Genomic DNA, 17,889 nt, shown 5'->3' with positions numbered 1-17,889 from the left:
CATGGCTCAACTTTAATACTATGAATTATGTATCATCTCTTTAATTTCTTTGATTTTTGCTGCTAAGTCAAGTGGTACAGCACCGCCGCCTTGCGCCATATCATCACGCCCACCTCCTTTGCCGCAAAGATGTCGAACTAAAGCCGCAGCTGTTGGTACCCTGCCAAGAATGTCTTTGCTTACCCCGGCAATCACGTTCATTTTGTCTTGAGTTACAACAAATAAAACAATAACTGCCGACTCAAGCCTGGATTTCAATTGATCCATAGTAGTACGCAAAGTTTGATTATCGGCACCATCCAATTGCTTCACCAGTAAATTAATGCCATTTATGTTCTCTACTTCACTGGCAAGATCTGCACCCGACTTATTTACCTTTTCTACACGTAACTTAGCGATTTCTTTTTCTAGATTTTTATTATCAAGGACTAATTGCGATACTTTATCTATTAAACCACCAACTGAAGTCTTCAGCAAAGAGCCTAACTCACTTAGCAAACATTGCTGCTCATTCACCCAGGCTAAAGCATAGCCACCAGTAACCATCTCGATGCGCCGTACACCACTGGCAATACCGTATTCAGCAATAATTTTAAATAAACCAATATCTCCGGTACGATGAGCATGCGTACCACCACAAAGCTCTTTGGAAAAATCACCCATAGATAAAACACGAACATCCGCTGCGTATTTCTCACTAAAGAGCGCCACCGCACCACTTTTCTTAGCAGAGTCAATATCCATAACTTGCGTAACCACTTCATGATTCGCACGAATGTGTTCATTAACTAAAACTTCAACTTCACTAATTTGTTCGGGCGTTAAAGCTTCAAAAAGGGCAAAATCAAAACGAGCACGCTCTGCATCAACTAAAGATCCCTTTTGCTGTACCTGTGGGCCTACAATGATTTTTAATGCTGCGTGTAATAAATGCGTTGCTGTATGGTTTAAGCGAATTGCCTTACGGCGTACACCATCGATTTGAGCACTCACAAATTGATCGACAGTAACACTTCCTTCAAGTACTTCTCCATAATGAATAATTGCCTGACCGTTTTTTTGTGTATCATTAACAACGAAACGTAAATTATCGGCAATTAAGAATCCACGATCACCCACTTGACCACCACTTTCCGCATAAAAAGGTGTATGATCGAGAACTACGGCTCCATTCATACCAGTACTTAAAGAGCTAACTTCAACACCCTCTCGCAACAAGGCCACCACTCGCCCTTCCATTTCTTCTTTTTCATAACCATGGAAATCAGATTGATGATCTAATTGCGTGGCTGCATGATAATCAATAGTAAATTGACTGGCGGCTTGCGATTGCTCTCTTTGTTGTTGCATTAATGCATTAAACTCTTCCATATCTACATACATACCCTGCTCACGAGCAATATCGGCAGTTAAATCAACTGGAAAACCATAGGTGTCATAGAGGCGAAATGCAATTTGCCCAGTAATTTCTTGGCCACCTAACGAATGCATTTGCTCTTGTAACAAGCGTAACCCCTGCTCTAAAGTACGCACAAATTGATTTTCTTCTTGCAGCAATACTTTTTCAATATGGGCTTTATAGGTAATCAGTTCAGGATAAGCATCACCCATTACATCAATTAAAGGCTGCACCAGCTTGGCAAAAAATGGAGTTGGTAAACCCAGTTTATTACCATGACGTACAGCACGACGAATAATTCTTCTTAAAACATAACCTCGACCTTCATTTCCAGGAATAACACCATCTACAACCAAAAAAGCACAAGAACGGATGTGATCAGCAATAACTTTTAATGATGTATGATGTAAATCGCTAATATTACCTAATTTTGCAATGGCTTTAATTAAGTATTGAAAGGTATCAATCTCATAATTACTATGCACTCCCTGTACAACAGCAGCCAAGCGCTCTAATCCCATGCCTGTATCCACAGAAGGTTTAGGTAAAGGATGCAAATTACCGTCTTTATCACGATTAAATTGCATGAAGACCAGATTCCAAATTTCAATATAGCGATCCCCATCTTCATCAGCACTTCCTGGAGGGCCACCAGCAATTTCAGAACCATGATCGTAGAATATTTCTGTACATGGACCACAAGGCCCTGTGTCTCCCATGGACCAAAAATTATCTTTTTCACCACAACGTGAAAAACGTGCAGCAGAAACTTTCATTTCTTTTAACCAAATGTCTTGGGCCTCTTGATCTTCTTTATAAACAGTGACCCATAAACGCTCTTCAGGCAAACCGAGCACCTTGGTTAAAAACTCCCAAGCAAATTGAATGGCTTCGCGTTTGAAATAATCACCAAAGCTGAAATTACCCAGCATTTCAAAAAATGTATGGTGGCGTGCAGTATAACCCACATTTTCTAAATCATTATGTTTGCCACCTGCACGAACGCAGCGCTGAGCGGTAACCGCACGCGTATAAGAGCGTGTTTCAAGCCCTAAAAATAAATCCTTAAACTGTACCATACCCGCATTGGTAAATAATAAAGTAGGATCATTGGCAGGAATCAAAGAGCTGGACTCTACTAACTGATGGCCATGCTGTATAAAATAATCAAAGAATGCTTGTCTAATTTCAGAACTTTTCATTTTCTAGTCGATACCAAATTTTTAAGTTAATTCAAATAAATTAAGCCGCTACAATAGTTTCAATTCCTTTGTGACCATTGCGATAATATCCATGCTAAATCCACGATAAAGTAAAAAACGCTGTTGCTTTTGCACTTCGCTAAAAGACATTTCTTCCTGCTTTTTACTTTTTTTATGCCAGACTTCCAAAGCATATTTCAACCAATGATCTTCTTCTTGGCGCAAAATATTTTGAATCAATTCCTTGTCTATGCCTTTATTGCTTAATTCCTGACTAATTTTTAGCGGGCCATACCCTTGGCGGATACGTGAACGGCTATAGCTTTCAACATAACGACGGTCGCTTTGTAAGTCAAGTTGCTGGCAGCGTTCTAAAGCTTCTTTTACTTGCGCAGCACTAAATCTTTTTTGTTTTAGTTTTTCATAAAGCTCAGTGGCACCATGCTCGCGCCTGGACAACAGGCGCACCGCATGATCAAATGCCTTATTCATCAATGGTCTCAAACTCATCTACAGTCGTAGAGGCAAGTAATGGCGAGTTCTTTTCCAATAATTCAGCGCGAATTTGTTGCTCCAATTCAGCAGCGATACTTGAATTATCTTTCAAATATAAACGCACATTATCTTTGCCTTGACCAATTTTTTCTTGTTTGTAACTGTACCATGCCCCTGCCTTTTCAATTAAATTCAATTGTACGGCCAGATTGATGATTTCGCTTTCACGAGATATTCCTTCATTGTAGAGAATATCAAATTCAGTCATCTTAAATGGTGGCGCCACTTTATTCTTAACTACTTTCACACGTGTTTCGCTACCTAAAATTTCTTCGCCTTTTTTAATCGAACCAATACGACGAATATCTAAACGAACAGATGCGTAGAATTTCAACGCGTTACCACCAGTTGTGGTTTCAGGGCTGCCAAACATCACACCAATCTTCATACGAATTTGGTTAATAAAAATCACTAGAGTATTAGAGCGTTTAATATTCGCCGTTAATTTACGTAACGCTTGAGACATCAAACGTGCTTGTAAACCAACATGAGAATCCCCCATTTCTCCTTCAATCTCTGCTTTAGGAGTTAAAGCAGCAACAGAATCAACGATGATCACATCAACCGCAGCAGAACGTACCAGCATGTCGGTAATTTCTAAAGCTTGCTCTCCTGTATCAGGCTGAGAAACTAATAGTTCATCCACATTAACACCAAGTTTTTGCGCATAGCTTGGGTCTAGAGCATGTTCCGCATCAATAAATGCAGCGGTACCACCCATTTTTTGGCATTCGGCAATAACTTGTAAGGTTAACGTGGTTTTACCAGAAGATTCTGGACCATAAATTTCAACAATACGGCCTTTAGGTAATCCCCCGATTCCCAAGGCAATGTCTAAGCCCAAAGATCCAGTCGAAATCGCTTCTATATCACGGGCTACATTACTGTCTCCCATACGCATTACAGAACCCTTGCCAAATTGACGCTCAATTTGCGAAAGAGCAGCTGACAATGCTTTTTGTTTATTTTCTTCCATAATCTTTTCCAGGTAGTTAATGCAAGGACAAAATTATCACACAGATGTGAACCTGCAGCAAACTGATTATTGAAGTGAAATTGAAGATCACTGGATCTCTACATTACTTCCCCAATAATCGACGTATAAAACTTTTCGATTTGGTAACTTTTGGGGATGTCGGTACTGTCGAAGAAAATAGACCTATTGATGCTCGATTGACTACATTATTACTTTGAGAGTTATTTATTTGCACAACTGAATTAATACCCACATTAGGTAATCTTGTATCGTATGATATGGTATCTTTGGCGTCGATAATTACCCCCGGCCCTATATTTTTTGCACTAAGGCCTGCCCCAGTACTTTGTTTAGTTATAATGCCTGCAGAAGAAAGTATACCTTAGATTGAAATTGAAGACACATTTTAATCTTTAAGCAAAGCCAACACACCAGACAATGCTTCCCTACATGCTGCCAAGCGTATTTCTTGTCTGCCGCCATGAAATTGTTTTCTCACTGTTTTCGCATTAACCCCTTGTGCAACCCAACCAAAGCACACCGTGCCTACAGGCTTCTCAGCACTACCACCATCAGGCCCAGCGATTCCTGTAATCGATACCGCAATTTGCCCAGCACTGTGTTTTAAAGCACCTAAAGCCATGGATGCTGCAACAGGTTCACTGACTGCGCCGAACTCATCGAGCAATATGCTTGGAACAGCCAACATTTCTTCTTTGGCTAAATTGCTATAAGTGACAAAACCACGCTCAAACCAATCTGAACTACCAGGAATTTCTGTAAGAAAACTGGCAACCAAACCGCCAGTACAAGACTCAGCGGTCACTAACTGCCAGTTTTTTTCTTTCAATAGAGTTGCGATTTCTTGAATTAATGGATTAAAAGTATTCATAATCACTACCAGAATTGTTCCTGAGCAACGCACTGCACGCCACTCAGGTACTCCAAATTTTAGCGTTGTTCTTGGTTTGGAGCAGATTGTTGCTGTTGTGGTGTAGTACCTGGTTGTTGCTGCTGCATCGTATTCTCATTAGCAGTAGGCTTAGGAGTACCTTGTCCACCACATGCAGTCAACATTAATGCTAAAAGTCCAGTAGTAGCAATTAGAGCGATACGCTTCATCATCATTCTCCCTATGTTAGTTTTAGATTTTTATATAAAATCATTATTGATTTTAGCAAATAAAATTAAATTCAACAAAGTAGTATGTTCTAAGCACATAGAGATGCCGAAATACTGACTTCCAAAAGTGATTTTGCTAGAATCACGGCACTTTAATTTTAACCAATTGCTGATGAATACTTCACATACCCCCATGATGCAACAATATTTACGCATCAAAGCAGACTACCCCGACATGCTCTTGCTCTATCGTATGGGTGATTTTTATGAATTATTTTTTGATGATGCCAAGCATGCTGCGCAATTGCTGGATCTCACGTTAACCCATCGTGGCCAATCGGCAGATAAGCCTATTCCTATGGCAGGCGTCCCTTATCATGCTGTAGAAAATTATTTGGCCAGATTGCTAAAAAAAGGTGAATCCGTAGCTATTTGCGAACAAATCGGTGACCCAGCAACCAGTAAAGGGCCTGTAGAACGACAGGTCACCCGCATTATTACTCCTGGTACGGTAACTGATGAAGCCCTGCTGGATGCCAAAAAAGATAATTTACTTTTGGCTTTACACCAACAAAAAAAGCATATAGGTCTTGCTTGGGTTGATTTAAGTAGTGGTCATTTTCATTTACTGGAATTAACTGATGCAACACAGCTAAATGCAGAATTAACAAGACTCCAACCGGCAGAATTACTATTGCAAGAAGACTCATCATTGGAGAAATATTGTCTTAATTTTCCGGTTAAAACCAGACCAGGCTGGGAATTTAACTTTGAACGCGCCAAAGCTCGTTTATGTGAACAATTTGCCGTCAATAATCTGAGCGCATTTGGTGAGCAGGATTACCCTACAGCCCTGATTGCCGCTGGAGCCTTACTGGCTTATTTGCAAATAACACAAAAACAAGCACTCCCTCATTTAAACGCCATCACGCTTGAAAGCTCACAAGATTATTTACAATTAGATGCTGCAACCCAAAAACATTTGGAATTATTTGAAAACATCCAAGGTGGGCAAGAAAATAGTTTGCTCTTTGTCCTGGACAAAACTGCGTGCACCATGGGCAGCCGCCTATTAAAACGCTGGCTTGGCAGACCTTTAAAACAGCACACATCTATTCAAGCTCGGCAACAAGCAATTGCCGAAATCATTGCATTACAAAATGATGCCACCATTCATCAATTATTGCGACAGGTGTGTGATGTAGAGCGCATCGTTTCACGCATTGCTCTTAAATCCGCACGTCCTCGTGATTTACAGGCATTAGGGACCACTTTAAATCTACTGCCAAAAATCCATGTTGCATTAGCACAAAATAAGAGTTTCCTCGCAGCAGAACTAAAAAAGCACACTCAGCCAATGCCTGATTTACAACAACTATTAGCTACTGCAATCATTGATAATCCTCCAGTTTTAATTCGTGACGGTGGGGTTATTGCTACAGGCTTTGATGAAGAACTTGATGAATTAAGAAGGCTAAGCACGCATGCTAGTGAAACCTTAGAGCAACTCGAACAAGATGAAAGACAACAAACGGGATTATCTTCCTTAAAATTTGGTTTTAATAATGTGCAAGGTTATTACATTGAATTGTCCAAAAATCAATCAGAAAAAGCCCCCTCTCATTATCATCGTAAGCAGACACTAAAAAATGTAGAACGATACATCACACCAGAGTTAAAGATATTTGAAGAAAAGGTCTTATCAGCACAAGTAAAAGCTTTAGCTCGTGAAAAATGGTTGTATGACAATTTACTCATTGCCATGCAACAAAACATAGCCGCGCTAACACAATTAGCGCGTGCTTTAGCACAATTGGATGTCCTGGTGACTCTTGCAGAGCGAGCACAAAGTCTTAAGTGGTGTTGCCCACAGCTTGTCACACAATCACAAATCACTATCCAAGATGGGCGACACCCGGTTATTGAACATTTGTTACAAGAACAGTTTATTGCCAATAATCTGCAATTAAATCCAGAGCAAAATATTTTATTAATTACTGGCCCTAATATGGGTGGTAAATCAACCTACATGCGACAAACTGCTTTAATTGTATTGTTAGCCCATATAGGCAGTTATGTGCCGGCACAATCAACAACTCTAGGCCCTATCGACAGAATCTTTACTCGTATTGGTGCCAGTGATGATTTGGCTTCCGGCCGTTCTACCTTCATGGTGGAAATGACTGAAACTGCTCAAATTTTACGTCAAGCAAGTCATGAAAGCCTGGTATTAATTGATGAAATTGGCCGTGGAACCAGCACTTATGATGGTATGGCACTCGCTTATGCAAGCTGTGTCTATCTAGCAACCGCAATTAAAGCCTACACTCTCTTTTCTACTCATTATTTTGAATTAACTGATCTACCCCAGCAATTGCCTTGCATTCGTAATGTGCATTTACAGGCATCTTTAGAGACAGGACGCATTGTCTTTTTATATCGGGTTGAACCTGGTTGTACAAACCGCAGTTATGGTTTGGAAGTTGCAGAGCTTGCAGGTATCCCTCCTGACGTCTTAAAAATTGCCCATTCACATTTAAGCCATATGCAAAATAATGCACCTGTTGTAGAACAATTTCAGCCCGTACTTCATGAGCCATCCCCTATTTTGCGTGAATTAGCTAAAATAGATCCAGATCAATTATCCGCACGCGAAGCCCTTGACTTGATTTACCGCCTCAAAAAGCTGGAGACCGTGTAAGAAACAATAAACATATTCATTTTATAGGATAACTACAAATGACTGACTATAATATACCACTGAGATTAACGCGCTTGAGAAGCAATCCCCTTGCGCGTGCTTTAGTACGAGAAACACGCTTGCATCCGCAACAATTTATTATGCCTTTATTCATCAATGAACAACTTGCTACTGCACAAGAAATAACAGCTATGCCAGGACAATATCAATTAAGCTTGGATTGTCTTCCCAAAGAAATTGAGCATTTAACTACTCTAGGTATTCCAGCAGTATTACTATTTGGCATACCCAAACATAAAGATGCCTGTGGCAGTGAATCTTTTAATGATGAAGGTATAATTCAAAAAGCCATTAAAAAAATCCGCTCTGTTAATAAAGAATTACTAATTATTAGCGATTTATGTTTTTGTGAATACACGGATCACGGCCATTGCGGCGTATTAAAAGATCGACACATTGATAATGATAAAACTTTAGAGTTATTAGCAAAGCAAGCCATTAGCCATGTCAAAGCGGGTGCTGATTGGGTAGCCCCCAGCGGGATGACAGATGGGATGGTCAATGCAATTCGTCAAGCATTGGATTTTTCAGGGTATCAGCATATTCCTATTTTAAGTTATAGTGCCAAATATTGTTCCTGCCTCTATGGCCCGTTTAGAGAAGCAGCGCAAGGTGCACCGCAATTTGGGGATCGTAAATCCTATCAAATGGATCCAGCCAATAGCAACGAAGCCATCCGTGAAACTGCTTTGGATCTTGATGAGGGAGCCGATATGATTATGGTCAAACCTGCAGGTTATTATCTGGATGTGATTACTAAACTTAAGCAAAATTTCCCGGAAGTTCCGCTTTGTGCTTATCAAGTAAGTGGTGAGTATTCCATGATTAAAGTAGCAGCCAAACACGGGCTAATCAATGAAGAGCAAGCCATAATTGAAAGTTTAATTGCCATTAAACGCGCCGGCGCTGATTTTATTATTTCTTATTTTGCCAAGGATTTAGCTACTTTTTTAAACAAAAATTAGCGCAAATGTTATCATCACACATTTTGCGGTATAATTAGCCTGCGTTATATATAGACATCTAAATAGCAAATCAATTTGGCCCATGTGGCCAATTATTTATAATTACAATGGAGACATGATGAATTTATTAATTAAAAGTATTTCAGCAATTGCTTTAAGTTTAAGCGTTGTAACAGCTTTTGCGGCCCCTGTATATTTGACGACACATAACAATACCAATCAGGAATCTAATGCATTTATCGCAGGCGTTCCTTCTATTTATCCCACCCCCGCCAATAATACAAAACAAGTTTACTGGAATTTAGTTAAAATTGCTTGCCACGGCCACACTAATGGTAAAAACTGCCCAGCAGTAATTAAAATGGCGACAAATACTGCTAACCCAATTGAAGTGGGTACTGTAACTATGAATTTGGACAGTGGGGATATTTCTCCCAAGACAATTTCTAAAAATGGCTACACTTTGATTGTAAATGGTCCAGGTGAAGCAACCATTATCAAAACAAAATAAGAAGTTTTTGGGCCAAGACTCAACCTACGTCCATGTTGTAGGTCGGGCCTTGGCCCGACAGATCAAAATTATTCTCCGAATATAAGCAATTAAAGATTATTTCATTGGCGCAGGAAGAACTGGATCAATAGTCCATACCACTTGCCCACCAACCAGATCCGCTGCAAAAATACCATTGTTGGAATTTACAAAGAATGCAGATGTTGTAGAGAAGTGTTGCACTGAATGAACACTTGGTCTGCTACCAGAGAATAAGTGAGTATACCCCACATCAAAGCCAATGGTTGGTTTCCACTGATAGTGAGTACCTACCGCAATAGCCCAACGATCAACATCTGGTAAGCGAATATCTCTGTACCTATTCCTGGTAGGTGACTGATCATAACCACCACCAACACGCATCATCCATTGAGGAGTTACATGATAGTTAGCACCTAAAGCGAAACGCCATGCATCGTTATATCGTTGCTCCACAGTGCTAATAACATTTGCTTCAGTTACTGGAAATGGAGGAACTGAACTGATGTTAGGGGCAGCAACATTATTTAATTGAATTGTCTTGAATGAATGCCAGCCAGCATATACGGCGGAACCTAAAATAGCCCATTGATCATTAATATCCTGATATCCACTAATGGTTAATACATCTGGGAAATAAATTGGGTTACTGAATAAATTATTATTTTTCCATACACCACCAGCTTCTGGGTAGGGAGGAAGTAATAAGTCAAAGTTATTTGCTAAAATACCTTTCAACTCACTATGCCCGTAGAACACATGACGTACTTGAGATTGATAATTCACACCTAAGCGAGTATGGTTGTCATTAAATAATGCCATCAACCCAACATGAAATCCTAACCCCCAAGAAGCACCTTTGTTATTACTGAAGGTATCCAAACCCGCAGGGTTCTCATCCAATGCAGCTAAAAGAGTTGGTGCACCAATAATTTGGTTAAATTTAACGCGTGAATATTGGAAATCCATACCGGCACCAAACGCTAAATTATCTAATACTAATGTTCCTATTTCAGGTGAAATTGTTGCAGTAATAAGTTCAGTATAAGTTGCAGAGTAACGTACTGGTGATACAGGTGACCAATCTGTAGATAAACCATAAGGACCAGTAAAACTTAAGCCTAGTGTAGTGCGCTCACCCACAGGCAAAGCGAAATGTGAGGCAGGCACAAAACCACTATAACTCCCGTTTACACGATGATATTCTTGCTCATAAGGAGGTAAACCTTCGGTGACATATTCGCTTGAACCATTAATTCTCATGTTAGGAAAAATTCCAGTACCACCGAAAACGCCTTGCTTGTTACGAATCAAAGCTAAACCTGCTGGGTTATACCAACCAGTTGACGCATCAGCTGCTTCTGCTGCAGCTCCTGCAGCATAATTACCTGCTGTATAACCTGAACCTTCGCCATACAAAGCAAATCCAGCAGCATGAGCAACGCCAGTAGCCAAAACACCAATAACAGCAATGCTAACAAGCGTTCTCAAAGGTTTGTGCATATTCTTCACTCCATACTCCTTCTAAATTTCAGTATTTCAAAAGTTGAATAAAATCCGTTCGAATGTTGGAGGAGTGTACCTTGTTTTCAAATCATTAAAAACAATTTTTTTATATATTATTCAATGAGTAAAAAATAATCACTCATAGTGGTTTAATTAAACTCAGCATGAGCAATTAATCAATTTATTTGCATTTGTATTAAAACTATTTTTCTGCAAGAATATCTCTTATGAACCTCTTGTGTCTCTCCTATACTCCATGCTAAGGTGTATTAATTTTGTGCGGAATAAATTATGCAACAGATCATAACTAAATTCGGTGGAACAAGCGTATCCACTCGTGGCACATGGAACAATATTGCAGCCATCACGAAAAAACATCTGAACGCAGGAGTGCAACCAGTAATTGTGTGTTCTGCATTAACACAAATTTCCAACAAACTAGAAAGAGCAATTGATGCGGCATTAATTGATGAGCATCAAAGCATCATTATTGATATTCGCAATAGCCATTTGAACCTTGCCGAACAATTGGAAGTCAATCCTGAATTAATTACCGGTGATTTACATCAATTAGAGCAATGGCTCACAGGGATAGCTTTATTAAAGCAAGCGCCAGCAAAAACTCATGCACAAGTACTTAGCTTAGGTGAGCTGATGATGACTCGCCTGGGACATGCCTTTTTAGAAAATCAGGGCATGCATTGTAAATGGTATGATGCTCGTGAATTATTAACCAGTGCTCCCTTTCATAACGGCGAATCCGCAAATTATCTTTCTGCTCGTTGTAACAGTGAGTATGATCCGCAATTGGTAGAACAATTTATTAGCAGCGGTGCACAAGTAATTATTACCCAGGGTTTTTTCGCCGCGAATCCACAAGGGGAAACCGTTTTGTTAGGTCGAGGAGGTTCTGATACTTCCGCCGCTTTGCTGGCTGGTAAGCTTCAAGCCACAGCTTGTGAAATTTGGACTGATGTTCCAGGAATTTATACGGCGAATCCCCATCAATTACCTCAAGCACGTTTATTAAAAAAACTTAATTATGATGAGGCTCAAGAAATCGCTTCTATGGGCGCCAAGGTTTTGCATCCTAATTGCATCCCTCCAGTGCGCCACGCCAGGATTCCAATGTCTGTTAAATACACTCAAATGCCAGAACATTCCGGGACGTTAATTACCAAAGATATTGATGAAACGGCTCCACTGATTAAATCCATTCAAATAAAAAATAGTATCTTACTGATTTCCATAGATACCTTACACATGTGGCAACAAGTAGGTTTCTTATCGGATGTGTTTACCACATTTAAAAACCATGGTTTCTCCGTTGATTTGCTTTCTTCCTCAGAATTTAATGTTACTTTATCTTTAGACATTAATACAAAAATTCATGACCGGCCCGCCATTAATGCATTAATCGAAGAACTGAATCAATTTGGCCGCGCAAAACTTATTGAGCCTTGCAGTGCAGTCAGTTTGGTAGGCCATCATATCAGAACTGTCTTACCGCAATTAGGCCCAGCATTAGAAGTATTCGAAGCCAAACAAGTCTACTTAATGTCTTTAGCATCGAACGATCTAAACTTAACTTTTGTAGTTGATGAATCCCAAGCCAATCAGCTTTGTCAAAAATTACATAATTTACTCATCGAGAATAATCCCCAAATTTTTTATTACTCTAAAAGTTGGCACGAAGAATTTGGCAACCCCACAGCCCGTTTTACTCCCTGGTGGGAAACTGAACGTGACCATTTATTAACAACAGCAGTAACTCATTCACCCTGTTATGTATATCACAGCCCCACTCAAGCGGCGCGTGCCCAACAATTACTGAAATTGAAATCTATTGATAAATTATTTTATGCCATCAAAGCCAATCCTCACCCTTCAGTATTACAAACATTAGAAAAAGAAGGCATCGGTTTTGAATGCGTTTCCATACAAGAATTAGATAGAGTATTAGAACTCTTTCCAGAAATTGATAAAAAACGGATTTTATTTACACCTAACTTTGCACCCAAATCAGAGTATGAATACGCACTAAAAATAGAATGTTACATCACCATTGATAGTTTATATCCCTTAGAGCATTGGGCACATTTATTTAAAAATAAAGAAGTCATTATCCGTATTGATCCTGGCACAGGAGCCGGTCATCACAAACATGTTTCTACCGCAGGAAATGAATCTAAATTTGGTATTACCCAGGATGATATTTCCCAAATAATTGCGTTGACCAAAAAAAATAACATTCATGTAGTAGGCCTGCATGCTCATTCCGGCAGTGGCATTCTAACTCCAGAATTATGGCAGCAAACTGCATCCATGTTAGCTTCTTTAATTGAACAATTTCCAGAGGTCACCGTCATTAATCTGGGCGGTGGCCTAGGTATTGTCGAAAAGCCAGGCCAACAACCTTTAGATTTTGCCAATTTGGATGCTTTATTAATGGCGGTTAAATCACGCTACCCGCAATTAGAAATTTGGCTGGAACCTGGACGTTTCCTTGTGGCTGAAAGTGGCGTAATTTTAGCTAAGGTGACTCAATGTAAAGAAAAAGGAAAAGTGAAATTTGTTGGTATTGAAACAGGAATGAATTCATTGATTAGACCATCATTGTATGGAGCTTATCATGAAATTGTTAACTTAAGTAGATTGCATGAAGAAAAAGCAGGTTTCTCACATGTGGTTGGCCCTATTTGTGAGTCGGGAGATACTTTAGGTTACGATCGTTTATTACCAGTGACCGAAGAAGGTGATGTGTTATTAATTGCAAATGCTGGTGCTTATGGACGGTGTATGAGTTCTCATTATAATTTACGTCCACCTGCACAGGAAATTGTGTTAGAGTAGCGAAAAAAATGTTGGGCTATTGGTCTCAGGAAAATTTGCCTGAAAACCTCTATCCTTAACTCTCACTACCATTAAATTAAGGAATATGGCTGATTGCCTACGTCCCGCGACTTGTTCGCGGAACGTAAGTAGCAAAAATTGGCTTAACTTAATGACAGTGTCCCTAACCAACAAAAAATCCCTTCTGAGGTGGTGATTACATCCATGGTACTTATTGACAGTCATCAACGACAACAAGCTACTGATCCAAGACAATCATTCATCGTTCAGGCCCCTGCAGGCTCGGGAAAAACAGAAATTCTTACTCAGCGTTATCTGCGCTTATTAGGAATCGTTAACGCTCCAGAACAAATCATTGCTCTTACTTTTACGCGTAAAGCGGCTAGTGAAATGCGTGAACGTATCACCCGCGCTTTGCAACAAGCAGCGCATAACACTCCAGCACAAAGCCCACATCAACAAATGACACTGGACTTTGCACGAGCAGCGCTAAAACGCGATGAACAGTTCGCATGGGATTTACTGCATCACCCTAACCGTCTAAGAATTATCACCATTGACTCATTATGCCAAAGCATCAACCAGGCAATTCCTCTATTGGAAAAACAAATTGCCTACTCTCAAATCACGGATAAAGCAGACAGTTACTATTTAACCGCTGCTCGTCGCTGTATTCAGTTTGCACTAGAGGCTCCTGCCTATCAGCAAGCGATAAAAACCTTACTCTTGCATTTTGATAATCGTCAAGATCGTTTGCTCCAATTATTACAAGCATTGCTTGCCCAAAGGGAGCAATGGTTAGTACCTCTCTTCCAAGCAAAAACACAAGAAAAAACACATTTTGAAACAGCCTTAAAACTTATTGAAGAGCATGAATTAGCTCGTTTTCGTCAAAGCTTACCGGTACATTTAGCGATTGAATTAACCTCATGCGTACAAACTTTGGCATTGATTGAAAACAATCCTGACTCTCCTCGTTACTGTCTTAAAGATTGGCATAATTTTCAGGATATTAATAAAGAGTTTGCTGCCGCACTTAGTAAATTAGTACTGACCGGCGATCTAAATTTCCGCAAAAGCTTTGATCATCATGTGGGTTTACTCAGTACCTCTTGTCCAGCAAATGAATATAAAAAACTAAAAAATACCAGTAAAGAATTACTTGCTGAACTCAGTGAACACAGTGAATTTTATGAGTCATTAATCCAAGTTAGCAATCTTCCTAATCCTCAATACAATCCCGAACAATGGGAAACATTACAAGCACTATTTTTATTACTGCCTTTACTTGTTGGACATTTACATCTGCTATTTAGTGAGAATAATGAAGTAGATTTTACGGCAATTTCTCAACAAGCACTTGCCGCTTTAGGAGATCCTGATTGTCCTACTGATTTAACCTTATATTTAGATAATGCTATTCATCATTTATTAGTTGATGAATTTCAAGATACATCCATCACCCAATTTGATTTGCTTAGTAAATTGGTCCATGGATGGCAAGAGGGTGATGGAAAAACCATGTTCATTGTGGGTGATCCCATGCAATCAATTTATCGTTTTCGCCAAGCGGAAGTGGGGTTATTCTTTCGTGCCAAAGAAGAAGGAATTGGACCAGTACGTCTTACTTCATTGGAGTTAAGTTGTAATTTTCGCTCTACAAAAACGATTGTCGAATGGGTAAACTATACCTTTACCAACGTATTTCCACAACGAGTTGATATTGAATCTGGAGCGGTATCATTTCATGCAAGCATCAACGTGATTCAAGATAATGAAGACAGTACCGTCCGTGCCATACAATACACTAGCAAAGAAGAAGAAGCACTTTTCCTCATACACATTATTCAACAAGAATTAGCAACATTTCCTGAGCAAAACATGGCAATTTTAGTGCGCTCACGCTCACAACTCACAGAAATTGTTCGTTTACTGCGTGCTCATCAAATTCCTTATCAAGGCACAGATATTACTCTGCTTGCTAATTTACCTCATTTACGTGATGTCTGGTCATTAACCCAAGCTTTATTATCACCAGGTAATCGCCTTTCTTGGTTATCCTTGCTACGCAGCCCTTATTGTGGTTTGACATTAAATGATGTGCATACGATTGCTCAATTTAATAAAAAGAAATCGATCTATTCTGCCCTATTGCAATTAAACAAAATCGTAGGTCTCAGTGAAGAAGGCCTCTTTCGTGCACATTTTTTTATCCATGTGATGCAAAAGGCATTAAACACACGTTATGAAGAAAAACTTTCGGCTTGGGTAATTCATACGATGAATGAATTATATGCAGAAAAAATCCTGACCCAAGCACAACTTCACGACTTGGAGCAATTTTGGAGCCTGCTTGATCGCTATGAGCAAAATGGCCGTTTGGCAGACATGAAGGAATTTCTTGGTGAATTTAATAAGCTCTATTCACAACAGGCTACACCTTCGCGTTTACAAGTCATGACCATTCATAAATCCAAAGGTTTAGAATTTGATGTGGTATTTTTACCTGGTTTAGGTGCACAGACTAATCGTGGTGATTTACCAATGTTACGTTGGTTAAATTTACCCACGCAAAAACAGGGTAATTTATTACTTATGTCACCGATTCAAGCAGCGCATCATGAATGTTGTCCGGTCTATGATTACTTGGGACAATTAGATGAAGTCAAGAGCTATTATGAAACACAACGCCTACTTTATGTTGCTGTAACACGTGCTAAATCGCGTTTATATCTTTTAGATCACTTCGAAAAATCATCCAAAAGCTCTTTTCGCAACTTACTTAAACTGCAAGAATTTAGTGCGCATGAAGGTACGCAAAAAGAAGATGAAACAACAATTGCTTTGCCCAAACTCATACGCTTACCTTTAATCTATTATCAACATAATGACTCAGAAGTAAGTGAGTATGGCGCAACAAATCCACCTTCTACTTTAACATCGACTATCCCGCGCTTGACGGGCATTATCGCGCACAAATTATTACAATGGATTTGTGATCATCATCCAACACAATTTGCAGATATTCCTTGGGATCTGGCATATTATGAATGCAGAAAACACGGTTTTGACAAATCCATGCAAAACGAGACACTCACTGTCTTACAAGACCAAATAAAACGAATGTTTGCTGATAAAAATGGAGCTTGGATTATTACTGCACATGAGCAAGAACATAATGAATATGAGCTTTTAGTCTCGCATCAAGGCAGTACAGTAACACGAATCATTGATCGTACTTTTATTGATCAAAAACGACTGTGGATTATCGATTTTAAAACGGGGCAAGAAGATGAAAAATCATTAGTAAAACATAAGCAACAGCTAAATGAGTATGGTTTATATCTTACTGAACACACCGCTTTGCCAATTCACTGTGGGATTTATTATTTGGTAAGTACTCATTGGGTAAGCTGGGAGTATTCTCATAGCATGTCGAGCAGTACCGAATATCTCTATAGATAAGCAGCATTTGTCATTCCCAATGTGTAATAGCTCAGCCTCCTAGTTTAAAATTAACCTAGGGAAGCCTTATTTGCAAAAAGCGCGGTCAAAGATTCTTTAAGAAACTCAAAAGAGTTTTTTTCTTGAGGCGTACAGGTCAAAATAAAAGACATTGTTTTTGCTCCGTAGTCAGAACCATAGTCAGATCGAATTCCAAATGATTTTTTACGCCAAATTACGGCAGGTCTTAGACATCGCTCTGCATGATTGTTGGTGGGTTCAACACCTTCTATAAAAAAAGTCCACAAAGCTGAAAAATATTTTAATAAATTTTTACAAAAACAAACAATCTTCAGTTGGGATCAGTATAAGAGCCTTGCTCCAAGTACTCTCCTACCTATTTACGAATAGGTTTTGTTCTAAAGGCAAGCTCATACCAAGCCACATGACCTTGTTTAAATTGGTGCCTTATTTCAAAGACTGCTGTTTGGCATCTGAGTAGGTTTTTTCCAATGCGAGCAATTAATGGCGTCAACTTAAGGCTATTTCCTCTTTCTCTCTGTCATTAAGTTAAGGA

At 39.4% G+C, this 17,889-nt stretch carries 11 protein-coding genes; 5 read left to right on the top strand and 6 right to left on the bottom strand.

Annotated features, from left to right (window positions below):
* Positions 1 to 18 precede the first annotated feature (18 nt).
* From alaS to QM652_RS08570, 5 genes are all read right to left on the bottom strand, one after another.
* Positions 19 to 2,601: an alanine--tRNA ligase gene (gene alaS / locus QM652_RS08590; protein ID WP_415074815.1), complete on the bottom strand. Its 2,583-nt coding sequence runs from the start codon at positions 2,599 to 2,601 to the stop codon at positions 19 to 21.
* Between the two features lie 48 nt (positions 2,602 to 2,649).
* Positions 2,650 to 3,093, bottom strand: a complete 444-nt coding sequence (gene recX / locus QM652_RS08585) for a recombination regulator RecX (protein ID WP_415074813.1) — start codon at positions 3,091 to 3,093, stop codon at positions 2,650 to 2,652.
* The gene (recA, locus tag QM652_RS08580) at positions 3,086 to 4,132 is read right to left on the bottom strand and encodes a recombinase RecA (RefSeq protein WP_415074811.1); all 1,047 of its coding nucleotides are present in this window, start codon (positions 4,130 to 4,132) and stop codon (positions 3,086 to 3,088) included. Before recA ends, recX begins: the two co-directional genes overlap by 8 nt.
* Before the next feature lie 406 nt (positions 4,133 to 4,538).
* Positions 4,539 to 5,024, bottom strand: a complete 486-nt coding sequence (locus QM652_RS08575) for a CinA family protein (RefSeq protein WP_415074809.1) — start codon at positions 5,022 to 5,024, stop codon at positions 4,539 to 4,541.
* A gap of 59 nt (positions 5,025 to 5,083) precedes the next feature.
* Positions 5,084 to 5,257 (bottom strand): hypothetical protein, encoded by a 174-nt coding sequence (locus QM652_RS08570; protein ID WP_415074807.1) that lies wholly within the window; start codon positions 5,255 to 5,257, stop codon positions 5,084 to 5,086.
* A gap of 169 nt (positions 5,258 to 5,426) precedes the next feature.
* Between QM652_RS08570 and mutS the strand changes: the two genes are divergently transcribed.
* The 3 genes from mutS to QM652_RS08555 all read left to right on the top strand — a co-directional run bounded on the left by mutS (position 5,427) and on the right by QM652_RS08555 (position 9,491).
* Positions 5,427 to 7,955, top strand: coding sequence for a DNA mismatch repair protein MutS (gene mutS / locus QM652_RS08565; RefSeq protein ID WP_415074805.1), 2,529 nt, complete (start codon positions 5,427 to 5,429; stop codon positions 7,953 to 7,955).
* Positions 7,956 to 7,993: 38 nt separating this feature from the next.
* Complete coding sequence (gene hemB / locus QM652_RS08560; protein WP_415074802.1) at positions 7,994 to 8,980, top strand: porphobilinogen synthase; 987 nt, start codon at positions 7,994 to 7,996, stop codon at positions 8,978 to 8,980.
* Between the two features lie 118 nt (positions 8,981 to 9,098).
* The gene (locus QM652_RS08555; RefSeq protein WP_415074853.1) at positions 9,099 to 9,491 is read left to right on the top strand and encodes a hypothetical protein; all 393 of its coding nucleotides are present in this window, start codon (positions 9,099 to 9,101) and stop codon (positions 9,489 to 9,491) included.
* Between the two features lie 96 nt (positions 9,492 to 9,587).
* Here the strand turns inward: QM652_RS08555 and QM652_RS08550 are convergent, their stop codons facing one another.
* A complete protein-coding gene (locus QM652_RS08550; protein ID WP_415074800.1) occupies positions 9,588 to 11,021 on the bottom strand; it encodes an OmpP1/FadL family transporter in 1,434 nt (477 codons plus the stop codon).
* Between the two features lie 285 nt (positions 11,022 to 11,306).
* On the opposite strand from QM652_RS08550, the gene QM652_RS08545 reads away from it, so the two are divergent.
* Together QM652_RS08545 and QM652_RS08540 are read left to right on the top strand one after the other, a co-directional pair.
* Positions 11,307 to 13,868 (top strand): bifunctional aspartate kinase/diaminopimelate decarboxylase, encoded by a 2,562-nt coding sequence (locus tag QM652_RS08545; RefSeq protein ID WP_415074798.1) that lies wholly within the window; start codon positions 11,307 to 11,309, stop codon positions 13,866 to 13,868.
* 204 nt (positions 13,869 to 14,072) lie between these two features.
* Positions 14,073 to 17,333, top strand: a complete 3,261-nt coding sequence (locus QM652_RS08540; RefSeq protein ID WP_415074796.1) for a UvrD-helicase domain-containing protein — start codon at positions 14,073 to 14,075, stop codon at positions 17,331 to 17,333.
* Positions 17,334 to 17,889 lie beyond the last annotated feature (556 nt).

This window comes from Legionella sp. (assembly GCF_047605385.1).
GTDB lineage: Bacteria > Pseudomonadota > Gammaproteobacteria > Legionellales > Legionellaceae > Legionella.
This window is presented reverse-complemented; position numbering and strand designations above follow the sequence as displayed.